This is a genomic window from Aeromonas sp. 601027, assembly GCF_049174455.1.
Lineage (GTDB): Bacteria > Pseudomonadota > Gammaproteobacteria > Enterobacterales > Aeromonadaceae > Aeromonas > Aeromonas veronii_A.
Genome location: NZ_JAAKTN010000008.1, coordinates 19,768 through 37,439, shown reverse-complemented (window position 1 = coordinate 37,439; position 17,672 = coordinate 19,768). Strand labels below are relative to the sequence as shown.

The following is a 17,672-nucleotide window of genomic DNA, read 5'->3' as shown; positions in this document are numbered from 1 at the left end:
CCACGAGAATCCGATCAGACTCAAAAAGCCATCATCTTATTGATTTATCTGATTTTTAATTGGCAATTGATATCCCTTTGGATCTGTTTAAATTGCCTTGCGATTACTCGCAAGACAATACACAAACAAGAACAAAGGGATAAAAATGAACCGTTCAGGTACCGGGTGGCTGCTGCTGGCAGGCCCCCTGCTTTTGGCGACATCCTCGGCGCAAGCCAACTACTCCCCCAATGACTGGCGACAGTATCAGCTGACTGGCGAATCGAGCCGGCAACTGGCCGCTCGCATCACCGAGATCACCTACGAGCTCAAGGCGCGCAGCAGCAATGCTCCTTACCAGCAGCTTAGGGTCTACCGTCGCTTCGACTGGCAGAGCAGCGATCTCGCCGCACTGGCCGATAAACAGTGTGGCGAGCCGCAGCTCAAGGTAGATGCGGGCTGGCAGATCCGCTTCGTGCGCTGTGAGGATCGGATTCCTGCGGGCAAGCTCATCCCCGCCAGCAGTTATGACTTTGGTTATGGCCTCAAGCAGGGTCGCTGGGAGCAGCTGGCGGGCACGCCGACCGCCCAGCGGCAGGATCGTCTGCCGCTGCCGCAAGCCATCATCCTGGGTCAGAGCGAAAGGGTGCTGGATCGCTGCGAACTCAACGCGCAGGGCCGCTGCGCCGAGTCGGAGTGGCACTATCAGCCGCAGGATTGGCAGCAGTTGCAGGTACTTGAAGAGACCCCGAGTGAGCGGGATGGCCGGTTGGAGCAGATCTTCTTTCGTCTGCAACCGGTGGCAGGTAGTCAGGCTGCTGCTCAGGTCAGCGAGATCCACGTCTGGCGCCGCTATCAGTGGCAGCTGGATCAGCTCACGCCTCAGCAGGAGTGTGATGGGCCGCAGGAGCGCAAGGAGGGGAGCAACACCATCCGCTATCGCATCTGCCGTCAGGTGATCCCCGCTGGCAGCGAGGTTCAGGTAACGCTGCAAGATAGCGGCTACCAATACCCGGTCGCCGGCGGCGAGTGGCAACCCCTGCCAGAGAGCAAAGCGTGGCAGGAGAGTCGGGTGCTCAATCGCCCCATCGTGCTGGCCAGCAAGGAGGAGCAGCTGGAGTGCCGCCGCGCCAACGGTCGTCTCTGCTCCGAGCCCGAGCAGCCCGATGTGGATCTGCTCGACAGCGATGCAGCCAAACTGGTGGCCGACGTGAGCGGCCAGAACAGTCCTGCCTGGCAGGCGGATTACGGCCACGATGACGCCAAGCTGATGGCGGTGGTGCGCGGCATGCGTGCCCTGCTGGCGGCCAACCAGCCGACCCATCCGGCAATGGACAAGCTGCTCTATTATGTGCGCGCCCACAACTACCACGGCGGCGTTGGCAAAGAGAGTGATCAGGTCGCCCGGGCACTGGCCGGGGTGATGATTGATCTGCTCAACCACCCATTGCTGCTGGGAGCTGAACCGCAGGATCAGGCTGGCACAGTGCTGGAAGCCTGGAGCGTGGCAGCGCAGGGACAACTTGGGCAAGCCACCTTCCGTCAGAGTGCCGCCCCTATGCTGGCCCAGCTCAACCAGGCGCTCGGCTATGCGGTGCAACATGCGGCACAGATCAATGGCCACAAACCCTGGGCCGATGGCCTGTTCGAGCTACTCAATCTGGTCGATCAGAGCGCCTCTTACGGTCAGCAGGCTGACTTCAGCGCAGCTGTGCTGCAACAGGAGGCGGCATTGCGCCAGAGCCTGCTGCAACTGGGCCTGAGCGAGCTGGCCCTCTGGAAACAGCGCGATGGCTCACGGGATCTGTTTATCTTCAACAACATCCTCGATGCCCACAGCCGCCTCTACCAGATGATGCGCTACCTCCATCACACCAGCCCGGATAAGGCGATCGCCTACCGCCAACAGCTGGATCGCGATGTCATCGCTATCATGCGCCAGCAAGGGCTGATCCCGGGCGGACAGCATCCGGCTGCCATGTTGGAAGAGGTATCCCTGACCCTCTCCAGCTACTACCTCACCTACACGGATCGCACCAGCGAAGCCTGTATCAGTGGCGAGTTCGCCGGGCTTTGTACCCCGATCCGCATGGAAGATATTCTGCCGTTCGAGCACACCTGCTCGCCCACCCTGCGTCTGCGCGCTCAGGATCTGACCCAGTCTCAGGCCGAAGGGATCTGCCGCGAGCTGGGTGACGAGGAGCAGCGCTTCCACCAGCAGATGGAGACAGGCTGGCAACCGGTGGCCGATGATCACAACGAGGCGCTGGAGCTGGTGATCTTCAACTCCTCCGCCGACTGGGGCCGCTACGGCAGCGCGCTGTTTGGTGTCTCCACCGACAATGGCGGCATCTATATCGAGGGGGATCCGGCTCGCCCCGGCAATCAGGCCCGCTTCTTCGCCTATGAGGCGGAGTGGAAACGCCCTGCCTTCCAGGTGTGGAACCTGCGCCACGAGTACGTTCACTATCTGGATGGGCGCTTCAACCAGTACGGCAGTTTCGGCCACTATCCGCTCAACCGCACTACCTGGTGGGCCGAGGGGATTGCAGAGTACATCGCCCACGGCCAGTGCTTTGCCCGGGGTCTGGATAACGTGGCAAACCGCCCCGCCAACCAGCGTCCGACACTGGCGGCGATCCTCCACCTTGACTACGACCAGGGTGGCGAGATGGTCTACTCCTGGTCCTATACCGTGCACCGCTTCCTTAACGACACCGGTCGCGGCGCCAGCTGGCTGGCGCTGGCACAGGCGCTGCGCAATCCGGATCGGCAGCAGGCGATGAGCGACTTCGAAGGGGAGCTGGACCGGCTGATCGCCAACGACAGCGACGCCTATCAGGCGTGGCTCGCCCGGGATCTGCTGCCCTGGTGGCAAGCCAACAAGGAGTCAGACGCCTGCAAGGGTAACGACTCCGCCCACTGATAAACCTTCACCCAACAGAGGGGCTGCCACCGCAGCCCCTCGCTTTATCCTCCCGCTCTCCCGGCCTCTGCTGCGACAACCTCTGCCCGAATGAGGCGCCCACCCGTTATCAAGCCTGACGCCAGCGGCCGAGTTGTAATAGAATGCCGATAGCCACTCCCAACTTCAGACCCTGACCGCACCGCGCATGAAGAAGTTTGCCAAGATCCTCCTCGCCTGCCTCGTTTTGCTGCTGGCCCTGATTGCCATGCTGCTGGGCTACAGCGAGTGGATCGTCTCGGATGCCCGTCACTACACCTACGATCGGGTGGACAAGGTGCCCTACAACCGGGTTGCGGTGGTGCTGGGCACCTCCAAATATCTCTCCGGTGGTGGCCCCAACCACTACTTCAAATACCGCATCAAGGCGGCGGCCGAGCTCTACAACAATGCCAAGGTGGACTTCATCATCGTCTCCGGTGACAACGCCACCGTGCAGTACAACGAGCCGCGCCAGATGCGCCGCGCCCTGATCAAGGCGGGCATCCCCGCCTCCGCCATCTATATGGATTTCGCCGGATTCCGCACCCTCGACTCTGTGGTTCGCGCCAAGGAGGTGTTCGGCCAGGAGCGCTTTACCGTGGTCTCCCAGGGCTTTCATAACGAGCGGGCCATTTTCATCGCCCGCCATTTCGGTATCGATGCGGTCGGCTTCAATGCCGAGGATCCCAGCGCCTATCAGGGGATCCGCACCCGGGTGCGGGAAGTCTTTGCCCGCCTGATGGGGTTGCTCGACCTCTATGTACTGGACAAGGGGCCCAAGTTCCTCGGGGCACCGGTCCCCATCGGTCTGCCTGTGCCTTGCCAGTCACTGAGCACCATCGGCAGCCTGCAACCCTGCCTCAAACAGCCCAAACCGGCGGTGGATGAGGCCAAGCCAGCGGCAGTCTCTGCCGCGGTTGCCACCGAGTCGGCTACTCCATCTGCCTCGGCCGCGACTGAACAAGTCACTCCTGCTTTATCCGCAGCGGCAGCCACTGAGCCAGTCACTCCCACCAAACCTGCGGCACAAACCACCGCCGAGATGCCCAGCGCGGCCTTGCCCACATTGCCGATGACCCCTTCAGCCGCCAGCGTCAGCACTGCCACACCATAAACAGACGACCCGCCAACTGGCGGGTCTTGTTATTACAGCGCGGGTTGTGGCGGCTGTACTGCAAATCAATTCCCAGCGACCAAGTCAGCCTCGCACCGCCTGATAGCGGCGGGCCACTTCGGCCCAATCCACCACCTGATAGAAGGCTGCGATATAGTCAGGACGCTTGTTCTGGTACTTGAGATAGTAGGCGTGCTCCCACACATCCAGCCCCAGGATCGGGGTATGGCCATGCATCAGGGGACTATCCTGGTTGGCACTGCTCTCCACCTGCAATCTGCCCGCCTTGTCCACCACCAGCCAGGCCCAGCCGCTGCCAAAGCGGCTCAGAGCCGCCTGAGTGAAAGCCTGCTTGAAGGCATCGAATCCCCCCAATTCCCGCTCGATGGCCAGCGCCAGCTCACCGCCCGGCTCACCGCCCCCCTGCGGGCTCATCACCAGCCAGAACAGGGAGTGGTTGGCATGGCCACCGCCATGGTTGCGTACCGCCCCCAGCAAGGTAGCGGGTAGGGTATCGAAGCGGCGCAGCAACTCCTCTACAGGCAGTGCAGCCAGCTCGGGCGCCCCTTCCAGTGCGGCGTTGAGGTTGTTGATATAGGTCTGGTGATGACGGCTATGGTGGATCTCCATGGTCAGGGCATCGATATGGGGTTCCAGTGCGTCGTAGGCATAGTTCAGGGCTGGCAGGGTATGGCTCATGATGACCTCTGTTCGGATTAATGGAGCCGGGATGAGGGCTCGCTCTGACACAGGCAGTGACCGAGCGAACGCATGATCCCGGCGTGGCTGCCGTGGCGCTGTACGAACGTCAGCAACTCGGCACGGGTTGTGCTGGTATGGCGCAACGCGGCTTCACGCAGGCGAGAGGAGCAAGCGGGGGAGTGACAGGTCGCCAGCAGGCAGTCGTGCACATAGCAGAGCAGGTCGGCGGCGCGATCGGGCAGAGTCATGGCCACCAGCAGATCCGCCAGATTGTGGTGAGCCACAACCAGCGCCGCCACCGCCTCATCGGCATCGTGCCACTGCACCAATTGCTGACGAGCCAGCCAGAGCGCCTGCTGATAATGAGCCAGCGCATGATGATACTCGCCGCAATCAAACAGCCGGTTGCCCTCTCGGGTCTGCTTTTTCCAGTGACTCATGCTGCTGCCACCTTCGGTCGACTCGACCCACCCCTTCACCCAGGTTGCTGTCATATGCTTCACACCAACAAATGATAATAATTATCATTACATGAATTATATCCGGGAGACAAGGGGCGTCGGGAATCGCAGTAAACAGCCAAAACAACGCAGCCACCCCTTGGCAAGGAGTGGCCGCTTGAGGCACCGGTCAGTGGATTCGACCGGCCAATTGGAAGTTAACGGCAGGTCAGATGTTGTTGGCGGGCGAGGGCGGGGCAATCCCCAGCAGCATGTGATCCATCATCCCCACCATGCGCCCTATCTCGGGCTTGGTGATGGTATCGTTGGCCCCCAATTGCAGCGCTTTCTGACGGTTGTCATCGCTCATCAGGGAGGAGAACATCACGATGGGCATCTCCTTGTAGGAGGGGGTGTCCCGCAGCCGCTTGAGCAGGTGCATGCCATCCATGCGCGGCATCTCCACATCGGTGATCACCGCATTGACGAAGCCGGTCACCGGCATTCTCTCCTCCTGGGCCAGACGATCGAAATCCGTCATCATCTCCAGTCCCTCGCCGCCGTCCTTGGCCGTGATCACGTTGTAGCCAGCGGTGCGCAGGGTGGTTTCGATCATCTTGCGGATAAAGGCCGAGTCGTCCACCACCAGAATGGTCTTGCCCTGACGTAGTGCCATCATGCGATCGTCGATGAGCACCTTGCGATCCTGGGTGACGTCGTACTTCTCCATGCTGAGCTCGGGGTTGATATCGGCGATGATCTTCTCGAAGTCGAGGATCATGATGAGGTTGCCATCACGCCTGACCACGGCCACCACGCAGTCGTTCTCCCCCGCCTCCAGAAACTGGCTGGGAGACTCCACATCCTCCCAGGAGACCCGATGGATCCTGCTGACGCTATCGATCAGAAAACCGTTGGCCATCTTGTTGAAGTCGGTGACGATCACCACCTTGTGGCTGGGGTCGGGGTTGGTCTCGATGCCGAGCCAGCCCGCCAGATCCACCAGCGGGATGAGGCGATCCCGCAGGGAGAAGACCCCCACCATATGGCGCTGGGCATTGGGGTAATCGGTGGTTTCCGGCACCCGGATCACCTCGCGCACCTTGGCGACGTTTATCCCGTAATAAGCGGTTTTTTCACGACCGTCCGGTAGCTGCTTCTTGAGGTGAAACTCGATGATCTCAAGCTCGTTAGTGCCACTTTCGGTCAGGATAGATTTACGCTCTTCCCCATCTTTGGACATCATGGTGACTCTCATTCTGGTTGCGCGGGCAGCAGACCGCTGCGGTTTTCCCTCAGTATAGGAATGGAATTCACCCAACGGCTCGGATCTCGGCAAGATTGCATCGTTAACCGCTTGATCCCGCAGGATGGCGGGATCGTATCTGCCAATCAGGACAACATTGGCAGATGGAGAAATCCATCATGTACTCACAAGGAGCCTGAGATGAGTGAAGGTATCGTCGTGATTGGCGCTTCTGGCGGGATCGGGGCGGCTCTGGTGACACACTGGTTGGCGGCGGGTGTTGGGCCAGTGATTGCCATCAGTCGTCAGCCCGCACCAGCAGGAGCCTCTTCGCCACCCCCGCACTGGCTATGTTGTGATTACAGCGATGAGCAAATGACAGAAGCGGTAGCCCACATCGCGGAGTTGGCACCGAGACCGCATCGGGTGGTGATCTGCAACGGCATACTGCATCAGGGGGAAATCCAGCCAGAGAAGCGACTCGAAGCAATCAATCTCGATGCCATGACCCGCTTCTACCAGACCAATGCCTTGCTGCCGCTGCGCTGGATCAGCCAGTTGTTACCGCTGTTTGGCCGCGAGCCTTGCACTCTGGCCGTTCTCAGCGCTCGGGTCGGCAGCATTGGCGACAACCGAGCGGGCGGCTGGTATGGCTATCGCGCATCCAAGGCCGCCCTCAACATGCTGCTCAAGTGTGCCGCCATCGAGCTGGCCCGGCGGGCCACCGGCGTCAAATTGCTGGCTTTCCACCCCGGCACAGTGGATACCCAACTCTCTCGCCCGTTTCACGCCAATGTACCGCCAGGAAATGTGCAGAGTCCCGAGCTGGTAGCCGACCATCTGATTAACCTGATGAACCGGCTGCAACCGGATGGCGAGCTGAGCTTTCTCGACTGGCAGGGCAAACCTATCGAGTGGTAGAGGAACTCAAGAGACGCGCCAGCAGCGCCCGCAAACTCTTGATCACGGCGGGCTTGCCAGCCAGTTGCAACCTCGCAGCCAGTCTTCCCCAGTCGGCATATTGCCAGATGGCTGCGATCAGCAGATAACGTTCTTCAGGGGTCAGTGAACCCAGCACATACAGATTGCGTGCCAGCCACAACTGCAGGCTGGATTGGCTCAGTTCGAACGGCTTGTGATGCAGGGCAAAGCACTCAACCTCATCGCGCTCGAACTCGCCAAGCTCCGGCGCGGTGACGGTGCTGCCTTGCAGGCATTGCCATACCAGCTCGGGATCCAATCCTTTCAACTCACCCACCAGCAGGGTCGGCAGCTGGCGTACAAAACGCTGCTGCCACTGATCCAGCTCGGGCTCATGTTCGGGTTTCAGCTCCTTTAGCAGCAGGGCTGCGTGGCAGCCGCTGGCGGCATCCCGTTGCAGGCCGATGCGCAGCACCGTCAATCCAGCCTTGCGCCAGAAAGGGAGCAGGTCGGCGCTGGCCGAAAAGGCCGAGCCGAGGTAGTCGGTGCCAATCTGGCGATAGTGCTCCTCAAGCTTGCCAAGCAGCAGCGACCCCAGACCGTGGCGATGCAGCTCGGGGGGGATGGCTATACGCATCACCCGGGCGTAGCTGCGCCCCCCCGCAGTCTTGAAACCGGCATGAGCCAGCAGCGACTGGGGCAGCAGATGGCCGCGCGGACGGCGACGCCCGGCCCAGATCGCCTCGGCAAGTTCAGGGTCTATTCCCCCTTCCCGCGCCACCAAGGCCACTCCCAGCAGGCTCGCATCCTGCTCCAGCAGATGGATGTCGAGATCCGGGCTCTCCAGCAGGGATCTGAGATCGCTCGGCGTAGTCTGGTAGTGAGCCAGCACCAGCAAGCCGAACAGCTGGTTGAGCAACGTCTCGTCGCTCTCCAGCGCCTCCTGATTGACCAGACGCCAGCTCGGGCTAGTCGGCGGCAAGGGAGTTACCACTTCGGCATTGAGACCGAGCAGGCGGAAAATCAGCGGCTCCAGCGGATCGCGCTCACTCCAGCGAATGGGCTCAGAGAGGTGGATCTCCTGCCACTCCGGGGTCTGGCTATCGAGCACCCGCTTGAAGCGCAGGTGAAAACCGCGCCCCGTCCCCTCGTAACCGTGCTCGGTGGTGGCAAACACGATGCGGCTGTGGCGGGCCAGCATGGCCTCGAGCAGCGGGGTCGGAATGGCAGCCGCTTCATCCACCAACAGCAGATCGGGATTCATCGCCTCGTGCACCAGCCGATCCGGCGAGCAGTAGCTCAGTCCGGTCAGCTGTTCAGGCGTGGTATCTAGCCCGCGAGCGGCGTGGGCAAACAGGGTCGCGACCGTCGCCTGCGAGGGGGCCGTCACCACTATGTTCAGCGCGGGCTGCTGGCGCAGCAGCTCGGCGGCAGCCAGCCCCAGCAGCGCACTCTTGCCTCGGCCGCGGTCGGCGCTCAGCACCAGTGGCCGACGACGATGGCCGTGCAACACCTTGTGGATGGCGGGCAGTGCCCGTGTCTGATCGCAGCTCAGCCTGCGCTCCGGCCCAATCGGTTGCCACGGCAGCGAGCAAACCGGCGGATCCAGAGAGAGGGCAGGATCACCTTCCAGCAACCGAACCAGTCGGGCGATAAAGCCGTGGCCGGCCCGGCCCGCCTCCTCCGGCTGGGCCACCAGCCGGATCCGGTCAGGATCCGGCCATGCAGGCCACTCTACTCTTGGCGGCGTCAGCAGCAACAGCAAGCCACCGGCGCGCAGAGTGCCCGCCAGCGCCCCGAAGGCATCGGGATGAAAGCCGCTGAAGGCGTTGAACACCAGCGTGTCACACTCCTGACCAAGGCGTTGCAGCGACTTGGCTGCGGGTTGCGGGGCATAACACTCGGGCCCGGCTCCCAGCCAGAAGACAGTCTCACCGAGCAGGGATTGGGCGCGGGCAATGCAGTCGGCCTCCTCCCCCTCCAGCCAGATCAGGCGCCGCTCACCGGCGCGGGCCAGCGCCTCGCGCAGCAGGGTGACCTCTTGCAGTGTCATGAAGCTTGGCTGTCAGCCGGTTTGCGGGGCTCGAACATGCGATCTCCCATCTGATCGATAAAGGTGTGAGCCTTTTGCACCATGAAACGCTCGGCATCAGCCGGATTGGCAAACAGATCGGAGCGGATGAAACGGTGAGTCTGCAGCACGCCGTCCAGCTCCTTGGTGATGCGCCCTGCCAGTCGGTACTGGCCACCTTCGGCCATGGGTTCCGGATAGATGAGATAGCCGGCATATTCGGTGGGAGTGACTTCCGGCGCCTTGGTCGGCTCGCCCCCGAACAGGGCACTGAACAGTTTCTTGAGCATGGTGATCTCCTCTGGTTGCCAGCATTGTCCCCAAGGGGTTGCACAGTGGCAAGCAGGGGATCTTATTACTAATGGTTATTTGCACTACGAACCATTCTCATTTAGATTTCATTTCATTCCACAAGAGGTGACCATCATGTACGTCTGTTTGTGCCGCGGCATCACAGATACCCAGATCCGCAAAGCGGTACAGTCAGGTAAAAGCGAATTCCGCCAGCTCAAGCAGTCGCTCGAGGTGGGCGCCCAATGTGGCAAATGCGTGCGCATGACCATGGAGATCATCGCCGCCGAACTCGACAAGATGGAGCAGGAGCAACCCGTGCTCTACTACGAAGTGGCCTGATCCGGACACATCTTTTCTGATGCGACCCGCCAACAGGGTCACCCCTTTTCTCAGGCGAACTGGCTCGCCAGACCTCTTGTTGTCACTTTTCTGGACTAAGCTCTAACGATCGAAGCCTCAGGCACGAACCAAGGAGCACTGTCGATGAAAGGAGATCCCAAGATCATTGCCCACCTCAACAAGGTGCTGGCCAATGAGCTGATTGCCATCAACCAATACTTCCTGCACGCCCGCATCTACGATGACTGGGGCCTCAAGGCGCTCGGGCACAAGGAGTATCACGAGTCTATCGATGAGATGAAACACGCCGACGAGCTGGTCAAACGGGTGCTGTTTCTGGAAGGACTGCCCAACTTGCAGGATCTGGGCAAGCTGCGCATCGGCGAGACCGTCGAAGAGATGCTGCGCTGCGACCTCTCGCTGGAGATGGATGCCATCCCCGACCTCAAGGTAGCCATCGCCTACGCCGAGTCGGTGCAGGACTACATCAGCCGCGACCTGTTCCAGGAGATCCTGGAGGATGAGGAGGAGCATGTGGACTGGCTGGAGACCCAGCTCGATCTTATCGATCGCATCGGGCTGGAGAACTACCAACAATCGCAACTGCACCACGGCTCCTGAGCCAGCAAGCCAGCAAGCAAAGAGACCCGCCAGCGCGGGTCTCTTCATTTGAGCAGCCATGACCCGAAAACTTTTCGACAGGATCACAGTTAATACGCCCGACACAGCATCTGTCATGGCTTTCGATTAGGATACGGCTCTCTGCCAATAACAATGCTACGGACGATTTCCATGGAACAGATTGCACGCGAGATGGCGCCCCACAAACGGGTGGCTCTGGTGGCTCACGACAACATGAAGACCCCTCTGCTGAACTGGGTGATGCGCCGCAAGGAGGAGCTCAAGCTCCACCACCTCTATGCGACCGGCACCACCGGCACCATGCTCGGCAAGCAGGCGCAACTGCCCATCACCTGCCTCTTCTCCGGCCCCATGGGGGGCGACCAGCAGCTCGGCGCCCTGATCGCCGAAGGGAAGATCGACGTGCTGATCTTCTTCTGGGATCCCCTCAATGCGGTGCCGCACGATCCGGACGTGAAGGCGCTGCTGCGCCTCGCGGCAGTCTGGAACATCCCGGTCGCCACCAACGAAGCGACCGCCGACTTCATCATGGACAGCCCCCATATGCGCCAGGCGTTCAGCGTGCAGATCCCGGATTACGCCGGTTATCTGAAGGCACGCACCGAGTGATCGGCTAACCCGTCATGCAAAAGGGCCGCAACAAGCGGCCCTCTTTAATTGGGAAAATGAATCAGCCAGGGACACAAACCGGCGCCGGCTTATAGCGCGCGGGCGAGGATCCGTGCCACCCGATCCGGGTCGATATCCTGCTGCTCACCGAGCGCGGTGCGCCCCACCCGCTTGAGATTGGAGCAGACCGCCGGAATGCAACTTTCGCTGAGGCCATAGTCAGCCAGCCGGGTACCCAATCCCATCTTCTGGAAGAATTGCTCGGTGCGGATAATCGCCTCCTCGATGCGCAGGGCCTTGTCCTCGCGGGTCGAATGCCACACCCGCTCGGCAAACTGGGCCAGCTTCTCCTGCTTCTGCGCAGCCCGTTCCCGCAGCAGGGCGGGGAGCACCACCGCCAGACTCTGGCCGTGATCCAGCCCGTAAAGCGCCGTCAGCTGATGGCCGATGGCGTGAGAGGCCCAATCCTGCGGCACTCCGCAACCGATAAGGCCGTTGAGCGCCAAACTGGCCGCCCACATCAGATTGGCCCGCACCTGATAGTTGGTCGGCTCCGCCAGCGCCCTGGGGCCGTTCTCCACCAGCACCTGCAGCAAACCTTCCGCCAGCCGATCCTGTACCTCGCCTCCCACCGGAAAGGTGAGGTACTGCTCGGCAATATGGACGAAGGCATCCACCACGCCATTGCCGGTCTGGCGCGGCGGCAGGCTGTAGGTGGTGGTCGGGTCGAGCACCGCAAATTGCGGCTGCACCAGCGGGCTTTTGAAGGAGATCTTCACATCCCCCCGGCTCACCACCGAGGTGGGATTGCTCTCGGAGCCGGTGGCTGGCAGGGTCAGCACACAGCCCATCGGCAGCGCCTTGTGCACACTCGCCTGTTTACCGCAGATATCCCAGGGATCATCCCCCTCATAGCAGGCGGCCGCCGCGACAAACTTGGTGCCATCCACTACCGAGCCACCACCGACCGCCAGCAGGAAGTCGATGCGCTCGCGCTTCACCTGCGCCACCGCCTCCATCAACAGCTCGAATCTGGGGTTGGCGCCGATGCCGGAAAACTCCTGCCACGTCACGCCCTCCAGCGCCCGGGTCAACTGCTCATAGACGCCGTTTTGCTTGATGCTGCCACCGCCGTAGAGCACCAGCAGCCGGCTGCCGGGCGGGATCAGTTCGGGCAGGCTGGCGATCTGCCCCTCGCCGAAACAGATGCGGGTCGGATTGGCATATTGGAAGTTGTACACGGCGGACTCCTCGACTGGCTCAATGCGCGAACATTGTGCGCCTGCAGCCCCGCCAGGTCAAAAACGGGAGCTGGCTATCAAAATGGAGATTGCCGGTCTTGGCCGAGGCATTTTCAGGCATGGCTCTGCTATGGTCTGTCAGGAGGGCGGGCAGCACCTTGGCAATCAGGCTTCCCATCACTTTCCCATCCTGCTGCCCCCGTCACGGTTATCCACTCCCTCGCCATACAGGAAGGTCTGAAACATGAAACTGAAGCATGCATGGATTGCAGGTCTGTTTACCCTCTCGACCACGCTGGCTCAAGCCGCCGAGATCACCACCGAAATCGCCTCAACCCCGGGGCAGGCCAGTCTGGTTGAGGCGGTCACGGCGAGTGCCACCGTGACCGCCATCGATATGGAAACCCGCAAAGTCACTCTGAAAAACGCAGAAGGCGAAACCTTCGATATCTTTGCTGGCGAACAGGTTGCCAATCTGCCGAACATCAAGGTCGGGGACAAGGTCGCACTCAAGTATCTGCAGATGCTCGATATAGAACTACTGAAAGGCACCGCCGGCATCAGAAAACGGATAGTAGAAGTGGATGGCGAACGCGCCGGAGCAGACCAGAAACCGGGGGCCGGTGTCGGCATGAGAGTAACTATTTATGCCGATGTCATCGGGCTGGACAAACAACAGCAGACCGTCACCGTCAGGGGGGTGGATGAGACCATGACCATCAAGATCAACAACCCGGAGCAGTTTAATCTGGTCGCAGAAGGTGATCAGCTCAAGGCGGTCCAAACCAAGGCTATCGGGATCGGCATAGTCGCTACCGAGTAGTCCCGTTCAGGCCGCATCGGCACACTGGCACATCACTCGTTAACAACATGCATCTATACAAAGCGGGAGGCAATATGGCCTCCCGCTGTTCATGATCCAGCCTATTCACTCCATCCACAATGCCGGGCAAGATCTTGCCTCTTCTCAACCGATTTGCCGACCAAATCGGTACGCTGCTGCCACTCTATTTCTGACCGGTCAGGCGACCCATCGCCTCTTTCAGCATCGCCTCTTTCTGCTCGTTGAGCGGCTTGCTCTGCTCCGCCCGCTCTTCCGGCGTCAGCTTCTTGTTATCGGCGATGGTCTTGAGCTTCTCTTCGATCTCGTTGAACTTCTTGCGATCGAAACCGAGCGCCTTGTCCACCAGTTGCTGCACCACGCCCCCCTTGTCGGAGCTCATATCCAGCGCCGGTGGCAACTTGTTGTTCTTGGCCAGATGTTCGTAGGTCAGCACCTGCTGGGCCTGACCGGTCATGCGCTGGGTGGAGAGGCTGACCATCTCCTCCCAGCCACCGCCCTGACCGCCGCTACTGGCACTGTTGAGGGTAGCGAGGGCGCGGTTGTTGGAGGCGCTCTGGGCAAGCTGCTGGCTGTAGGGTTTGATATCCATGGGGGCTCCAATTCAGTGCGCATCTGCGGCAATGGGCACAGGCTGATCCGGTCACATGGGGCGTCAGGCCCCACCATTATCAATTAAACCAGCAAGTTACAGGCCAACTTGTCAGATGTTGCAAGATCCCGCGCTATGGCGGATCTCACCACGCCCCACACGCAAGGCTGGCGTCAGAATCATGACTCATCTGCTGCCGGCTCTCGCTGTTTTGGCACATTTCGCCGTCCACGCGCCACGACGCCAGAGAAAAGTCAGGAATCGCAGATCGCTCACAAAACAAACAACCACTCAGGAATACAATTTTGGCGCACATCACAACCAGCCAGCCGTGTCATGGATGATCTGTTCGAAAAACCAATAACAGGCAGACCAATCTGCCGTGCTCACTCCGCTGCCAGTTCGGAGCTGCAGCCTCCCCACACCTCATCCCCTCGTCTGACTCTCACTCACCGCAACCCTTCGGGTACACCTATGAAAAAACACACCTTGAGTCTTCTCTCTGCCACCCTGCTCACCCTGCTTGGCACCAGTGCCGACGCCTGTACCGGCCTTATCGTCGGCAAGGGCGCCAGTACCGATGGCAGCGTGATGATCGCCAGAAACGAGGATTTTGGCGTCAACAACTGGAACAAGTACCTCGCCTTCCGGCCCGCGCAGCAGAACGAGGGCAAGGTCTGGAAACTGGGTAACGGGCTGGAAGTGCCGATGCCAAAGGCGTTTTTCGCCTACTCAGCCATTCGTGACTGGGATGCCACAACCAGCGATCCGGCAGGCAAATATTATGAAGAGCGTGGCATCAACGAGTTCAACGTCGCCATCTCGGCCACCACCAGTGCCGAGGTCAACGACAAGGCCCAGAAAGCCGATCCGCTGATCGAGAAAGGAGTGATTGAAGCCATCATCCCGACCCTGATCCTGCCGCAGGCCAAGACGGCCAAAGAGGGGGGCGAGCTGCTCGGCCGCTATGTGGAGCAATATGGCGCCGGTGAGGGCAACAGCCTCTATCTGGCGGATGTGAACGAGGCCTGGCTGATGGAAATTGGCTCCGGCCACCACTGGATCGCGGTGCGGGTGCCGGACGACAGCTACGCCATGGTGGCCAACGGCCTGCGCATCCACGGCGTCAATCTCGACAGCGCCGAAGTGTTGCACTCGCCCAAGCTGCTGGAGTTCGTGCGCGAGCACAAACTGCTGGATAACGCCGACCCGAAAGAGTTCAACTTCGCCAAGGCGTTCGGAGTGATTGCCGATCCCTACAACGTGGATCGGGAGTGGCTCGGCCAGAAAATGCTGACCGCCAGCCACCCGCAGCCGACCCGGCAGGCGCAATATCCGCTCTTTATGAAGCCGGATGCCCCCATCGCCGTGCCGGACGTGGCCAAACTGCTGAGCGCCACCTATGAGGGCACGCCGCTGGCGGGCAAGGCAGAGCGGCCGATCCGCATCGATCGCCAGCTGGAATCCCACGTCATCCAGCTGCGCAAGGAGATGCCCAAAGAGCTGCAGGGACTGATCTGGCAGAGCTACGGCGTGCTGGCTGAATCGGTCATGGTGCCGCTCTACAACACGCTGGAAAACTACCCCCTGCCCTATCGCACCGGCAGCGACAGCTACTCCGATGATTCCGCCTACTGGCAGTTCCGCAGCCTGACCGCGCTGGCCAGCGCCGCTCCAGACAAATACCTGCCGCTGCTGCACGGCGTCTGGAGCAAGGAGAGCAGCAAGCTTTACAAGGAGGTGGCCCTGCTCGACCAGAGCCTGAAGCAGGCCTATACCGGTGACAAGGCCACCGCCATCGGGCTGGCCGCCGACTACTCCTATGGCCAGTTGGAGCAGACCTATCAGATGGCCAAAACGCTGCGCTACAAGCTGATGACGGATCTCACCAAGCGCACCGAGAAGAAGTATTCGCCAGAGGAGTTCAAGAAGATCATGAGCCTATAAACAGGCCACCAAAACAGAGAGGCTCCCTTGGGAGCCTCTCTTATTTCATCCGCAGCAGCCATCAGCGACGGCTGATATGGAGCGGGCCGAAGGTCTGGGCCACCGGCATGATCTCGATGCTGTTGATGTTGACGTGGGCCGGTTGCTGGCTCACCCAGAGCACGGTATTGGCGATATCTTCCGGCTGGATCGCCTCCACCCCCTGATAGACGGAGGCCGCCTTGGCATCGTCACCGTGGAAGCGCACGTTGGAGAACTCGGTGCCGCCGCACAGGCCCGGCTCCACGTTGGTGACGCGGATGGCGGTGCCCGCCAGATCGGCGCGCAGGTTGAGGCTGAACTGCTTCACGAACGCCTTGGTGGCGCCGTAGACGTTGCCGCCCGGGTAAGGGTAAGTGCCCGCGATCGAACCGATGTTGATGACATGGCCGCGATTGCGCGCCACCATGCCCGGCAGCAGCAATCGGGTGAGCAGAGTCAGACCGCTGATGTTGGTGGCGATCATCTGCTCCCAATCTTCCAGATCCGCCTTGTGGGCCGGCTCCAGCCCCAGCGCCAGACCGGCGTTGTTGACCAGCAGATCCACCTCGCTCCAGGCGGCTGGCAGGCCAGCGATGGCGGCGCGGGTGGCCGCCTTGTCCTGCACGTCGAACGCCAGCGGCAGAAACTGCTCGCCCAGCTCGTCGGCCAGCGCAGCCAGCCGCTCGGCACGGCGACCGGTACCGATCACCTTGTAGCCTGCCTGCACCAGCTGGCGGCTGATGGCTTCACCAAAACCGGACGAGGCGCCCGTTACCATTGCAATCATCTGAACCTCCATATCTACACCGATATTGTTATTTATCTATTTGAATCTATTAAGATTCATTCATCGCTCAATTCACGTCCGGTCGCCTTGCGCCAGACAAATACCACCAGATGGAGCAGCAACAAGCCCGAGCCACCCAGCGCAAACAGCAGGCCGGTGAGGGCGTTGACCGAGGTGTCGGCACCGCACCACCACCAGACCAGCCAGCCACTCAGGCCGATGATGAAGGTCTGGATGGCGCAGACCGGACAGCGCCCCAGCTTTGCTCTGATAGCGGTGGCAAGACAGTTGTCGCAGCTCATCCTGCTCCTCGATTCTGCTCGTTCAACATGATCAGTTGGCCTGCGCAGAGGGCTTGCGCGCCTGAGTGCGAGCCACTCTGCGCCGCTCACGCTCCTCGTCGCTCACCAGCGGCAGCACCAGCCGGTGGGCGTGCTGGTCGCGGCCATAGTAGTCCGCCAGCCGCTGCTGGGGACGAAATCCCAATCCCTGATAGAGCGCCAGCGCCTCTTCGTTGGCGTCCCCCACTTCGAGGCGAATCGCCCCCCAGCCAGCGGCCTTGCCCTCGCGGATCACCTGCTCCAGCAGACGGCGGGCCCAGCCCAGACGACGCACCGTCCAGCGGATGGCAAGCGCCTGAATGACCAGCCGATCCCAGCCTCTGTGCTCCAGCAGGCAGAGATAGCCCATCAGCTGATGTTTCTCGTCCAGCAGCAATAGGGTGCGCCCCTTGGCGTGGGCCAGCAGATAGTGCCAGCGGCTGCGGCCAAAGGCGACTTCGGGAGGAAAACAGTAGCGTTCCAGATTAACGATGGCGCCCAGATCATCGGTTCGGGCCGCACGTACGGTCAACACGGGGAGTCCTTGTTCGGTTATTTATCCTCAGCACCAAAAATGCGACTTGTATCACAAGTTACCAAGGCGTCATATTAGGCACTG

18 protein-coding genes are annotated in these 17,672 nt (G+C 60.9%); 8 read left to right on the top strand and 10 right to left on the bottom strand.

The window, feature by feature from the left end; genetic code table 11:
* Positions 1-145: 145 nt before the first annotated feature.
* On the top strand, positions 146-2,905 hold the full coding sequence (locus G5193_RS11675) for a collagenase (protein ID WP_421206070.1): 2,760 nt from the start codon (positions 146-148) through the stop codon (positions 2,903-2,905).
* A 187-nt stretch (positions 2,906-3,092) separates the two neighbouring features.
* A complete protein-coding gene (locus G5193_RS11670; RefSeq protein WP_421206069.1) occupies positions 3,093-4,040 on the top strand; it encodes an ElyC/SanA/YdcF family protein in 948 nt (315 codons plus the stop codon).
* Between the two features lie 84 nt (positions 4,041-4,124).
* Here G5193_RS11670 and G5193_RS11665 read toward each other — a convergent pair whose 3' ends face one another.
* The 3 genes from G5193_RS11665 to G5193_RS11655 form a co-directional block, all read right to left on the bottom strand.
* Complete coding sequence (locus G5193_RS11665; protein WP_421206068.1) at positions 4,125-4,739, bottom strand: superoxide dismutase; 615 nt, start codon at positions 4,737-4,739, stop codon at positions 4,125-4,127.
* 17 nt (positions 4,740-4,756) lie between these two features.
* Entirely contained in the window at positions 4,757-5,236 is a 480-nt protein-coding gene (locus G5193_RS11660) for a hypothetical protein (RefSeq protein WP_421206067.1), read from the bottom strand.
* Positions 5,237-5,411: 175 nt separating this feature from the next.
* Complete coding sequence (locus tag G5193_RS11655) at positions 5,412-6,428, bottom strand: chemotaxis protein (RefSeq protein ID WP_421206066.1); 1,017 nt, start codon at positions 6,426-6,428, stop codon at positions 5,412-5,414.
* Between the two features lie 201 nt (positions 6,429-6,629).
* Here G5193_RS11655 and G5193_RS11650 point away from each other — a divergent pair, with 201 nt between their 5' ends.
* The gene (locus G5193_RS11650; RefSeq protein WP_421206065.1) at positions 6,630-7,349 is read left to right on the top strand and encodes an SDR family NAD(P)-dependent oxidoreductase; all 720 of its coding nucleotides are present in this window, start codon (positions 6,630-6,632) and stop codon (positions 7,347-7,349) included.
* On the opposite strand, the gene G5193_RS11645 is transcribed toward G5193_RS11650, so the two are convergent.
* Together G5193_RS11645 and G5193_RS11640 are read right to left on the bottom strand one after the other, a co-directional pair.
* Entirely contained in the window at positions 7,336-9,402 is a 2,067-nt protein-coding gene (locus G5193_RS11645) for a tRNA(Met) cytidine acetyltransferase TmcA (RefSeq protein WP_421206064.1), read from the bottom strand. The genes G5193_RS11650 and G5193_RS11645 overlap by 14 nt on opposite strands.
* Positions 9,399-9,710, bottom strand: a complete 312-nt coding sequence (locus tag G5193_RS11640; RefSeq protein WP_005354958.1) for an HlyU family transcriptional regulator — start codon at positions 9,708-9,710, stop codon at positions 9,399-9,401. The genes G5193_RS11645 and G5193_RS11640 overlap by 4 nt, the downstream gene beginning before the upstream one ends.
* A 136-nt stretch (positions 9,711-9,846) precedes the next feature.
* Between G5193_RS11640 and G5193_RS11635 the strand changes: the two genes are divergently transcribed.
* The 3 genes from G5193_RS11635 to G5193_RS11625 all read left to right on the top strand — a co-directional run bounded on the left by G5193_RS11635 (position 9,847) and on the right by G5193_RS11625 (position 11,304).
* Positions 9,847-10,053, top strand: coding sequence for a bacterioferritin-associated ferredoxin (locus G5193_RS11635; RefSeq protein WP_005335965.1), 207 nt, complete (start codon positions 9,847-9,849; stop codon positions 10,051-10,053).
* Between the two features lie 144 nt (positions 10,054-10,197).
* Entirely contained in the window at positions 10,198-10,674 is a 477-nt protein-coding gene (gene bfr / locus G5193_RS11630) for a bacterioferritin (RefSeq protein WP_005354959.1), read from the top strand.
* 171 nt (positions 10,675-10,845) lie between these two features.
* Complete coding sequence (locus G5193_RS11625) at positions 10,846-11,304, top strand: methylglyoxal synthase (protein ID WP_005354960.1); 459 nt, start codon at positions 10,846-10,848, stop codon at positions 11,302-11,304.
* Positions 11,305-11,393: 89 nt separating this feature from the next.
* Here G5193_RS11625 and G5193_RS11620 read toward each other — a convergent pair whose 3' ends face one another.
* Positions 11,394-12,545 carry an iron-containing alcohol dehydrogenase gene (locus G5193_RS11620; RefSeq protein ID WP_421206063.1) on the bottom strand — a complete coding sequence of 384 codons (1,152 nt, stop codon included), beginning with the start codon at positions 12,543-12,545 and terminating at the stop codon, positions 11,394-11,396.
* 244 nt (positions 12,546-12,789) lie between these two features.
* On the opposite strand from G5193_RS11620, the gene G5193_RS11615 reads away from it, so the two are divergent.
* Positions 12,790-13,368, top strand: a complete 579-nt coding sequence (locus G5193_RS11615; RefSeq protein WP_421206062.1) for a hypothetical protein — start codon at positions 12,790-12,792, stop codon at positions 13,366-13,368.
* Between the two features lie 184 nt (positions 13,369-13,552).
* Here G5193_RS11615 and G5193_RS11610 read toward each other — a convergent pair whose 3' ends face one another.
* Positions 13,553-13,978, bottom strand: coding sequence for a hypothetical protein (locus G5193_RS11610; protein ID WP_421206061.1), 426 nt, complete (start codon positions 13,976-13,978; stop codon positions 13,553-13,555).
* A 474-nt stretch (positions 13,979-14,452) separates the two neighbouring features.
* Here G5193_RS11610 and G5193_RS11605 point away from each other — a divergent pair, with 474 nt between their 5' ends.
* Positions 14,453-15,925 (top strand): C69 family dipeptidase, encoded by a 1,473-nt coding sequence (locus G5193_RS11605; RefSeq protein WP_421206060.1) that lies wholly within the window; start codon positions 14,453-14,455, stop codon positions 15,923-15,925.
* Between the two features lie 61 nt (positions 15,926-15,986).
* Here G5193_RS11605 and G5193_RS11600 read toward each other — a convergent pair whose 3' ends face one another.
* The 3 genes from G5193_RS11600 to G5193_RS11590 are packed head-to-tail and all read right to left on the bottom strand — an operon-like array spanning position 15,987 to position 17,588.
* The gene (locus G5193_RS11600) at positions 15,987-16,733 is read right to left on the bottom strand and encodes an SDR family oxidoreductase (protein WP_421206059.1); all 747 of its coding nucleotides are present in this window, start codon (positions 16,731-16,733) and stop codon (positions 15,987-15,989) included.
* Between the two features lie 56 nt (positions 16,734-16,789).
* Positions 16,790-17,035 (bottom strand): DUF3624 family protein, encoded by a 246-nt coding sequence (locus G5193_RS11595; protein ID WP_042053656.1) that lies wholly within the window; start codon positions 17,033-17,035, stop codon positions 16,790-16,792.
* A gap of 31 nt (positions 17,036-17,066) precedes the next feature.
* Positions 17,067-17,588, bottom strand: coding sequence for a GNAT family N-acetyltransferase (locus G5193_RS11590; RefSeq protein WP_005363198.1), 522 nt, complete (start codon positions 17,586-17,588; stop codon positions 17,067-17,069).
* Between the last annotated feature and the right edge of the window lie 84 nt (positions 17,589-17,672).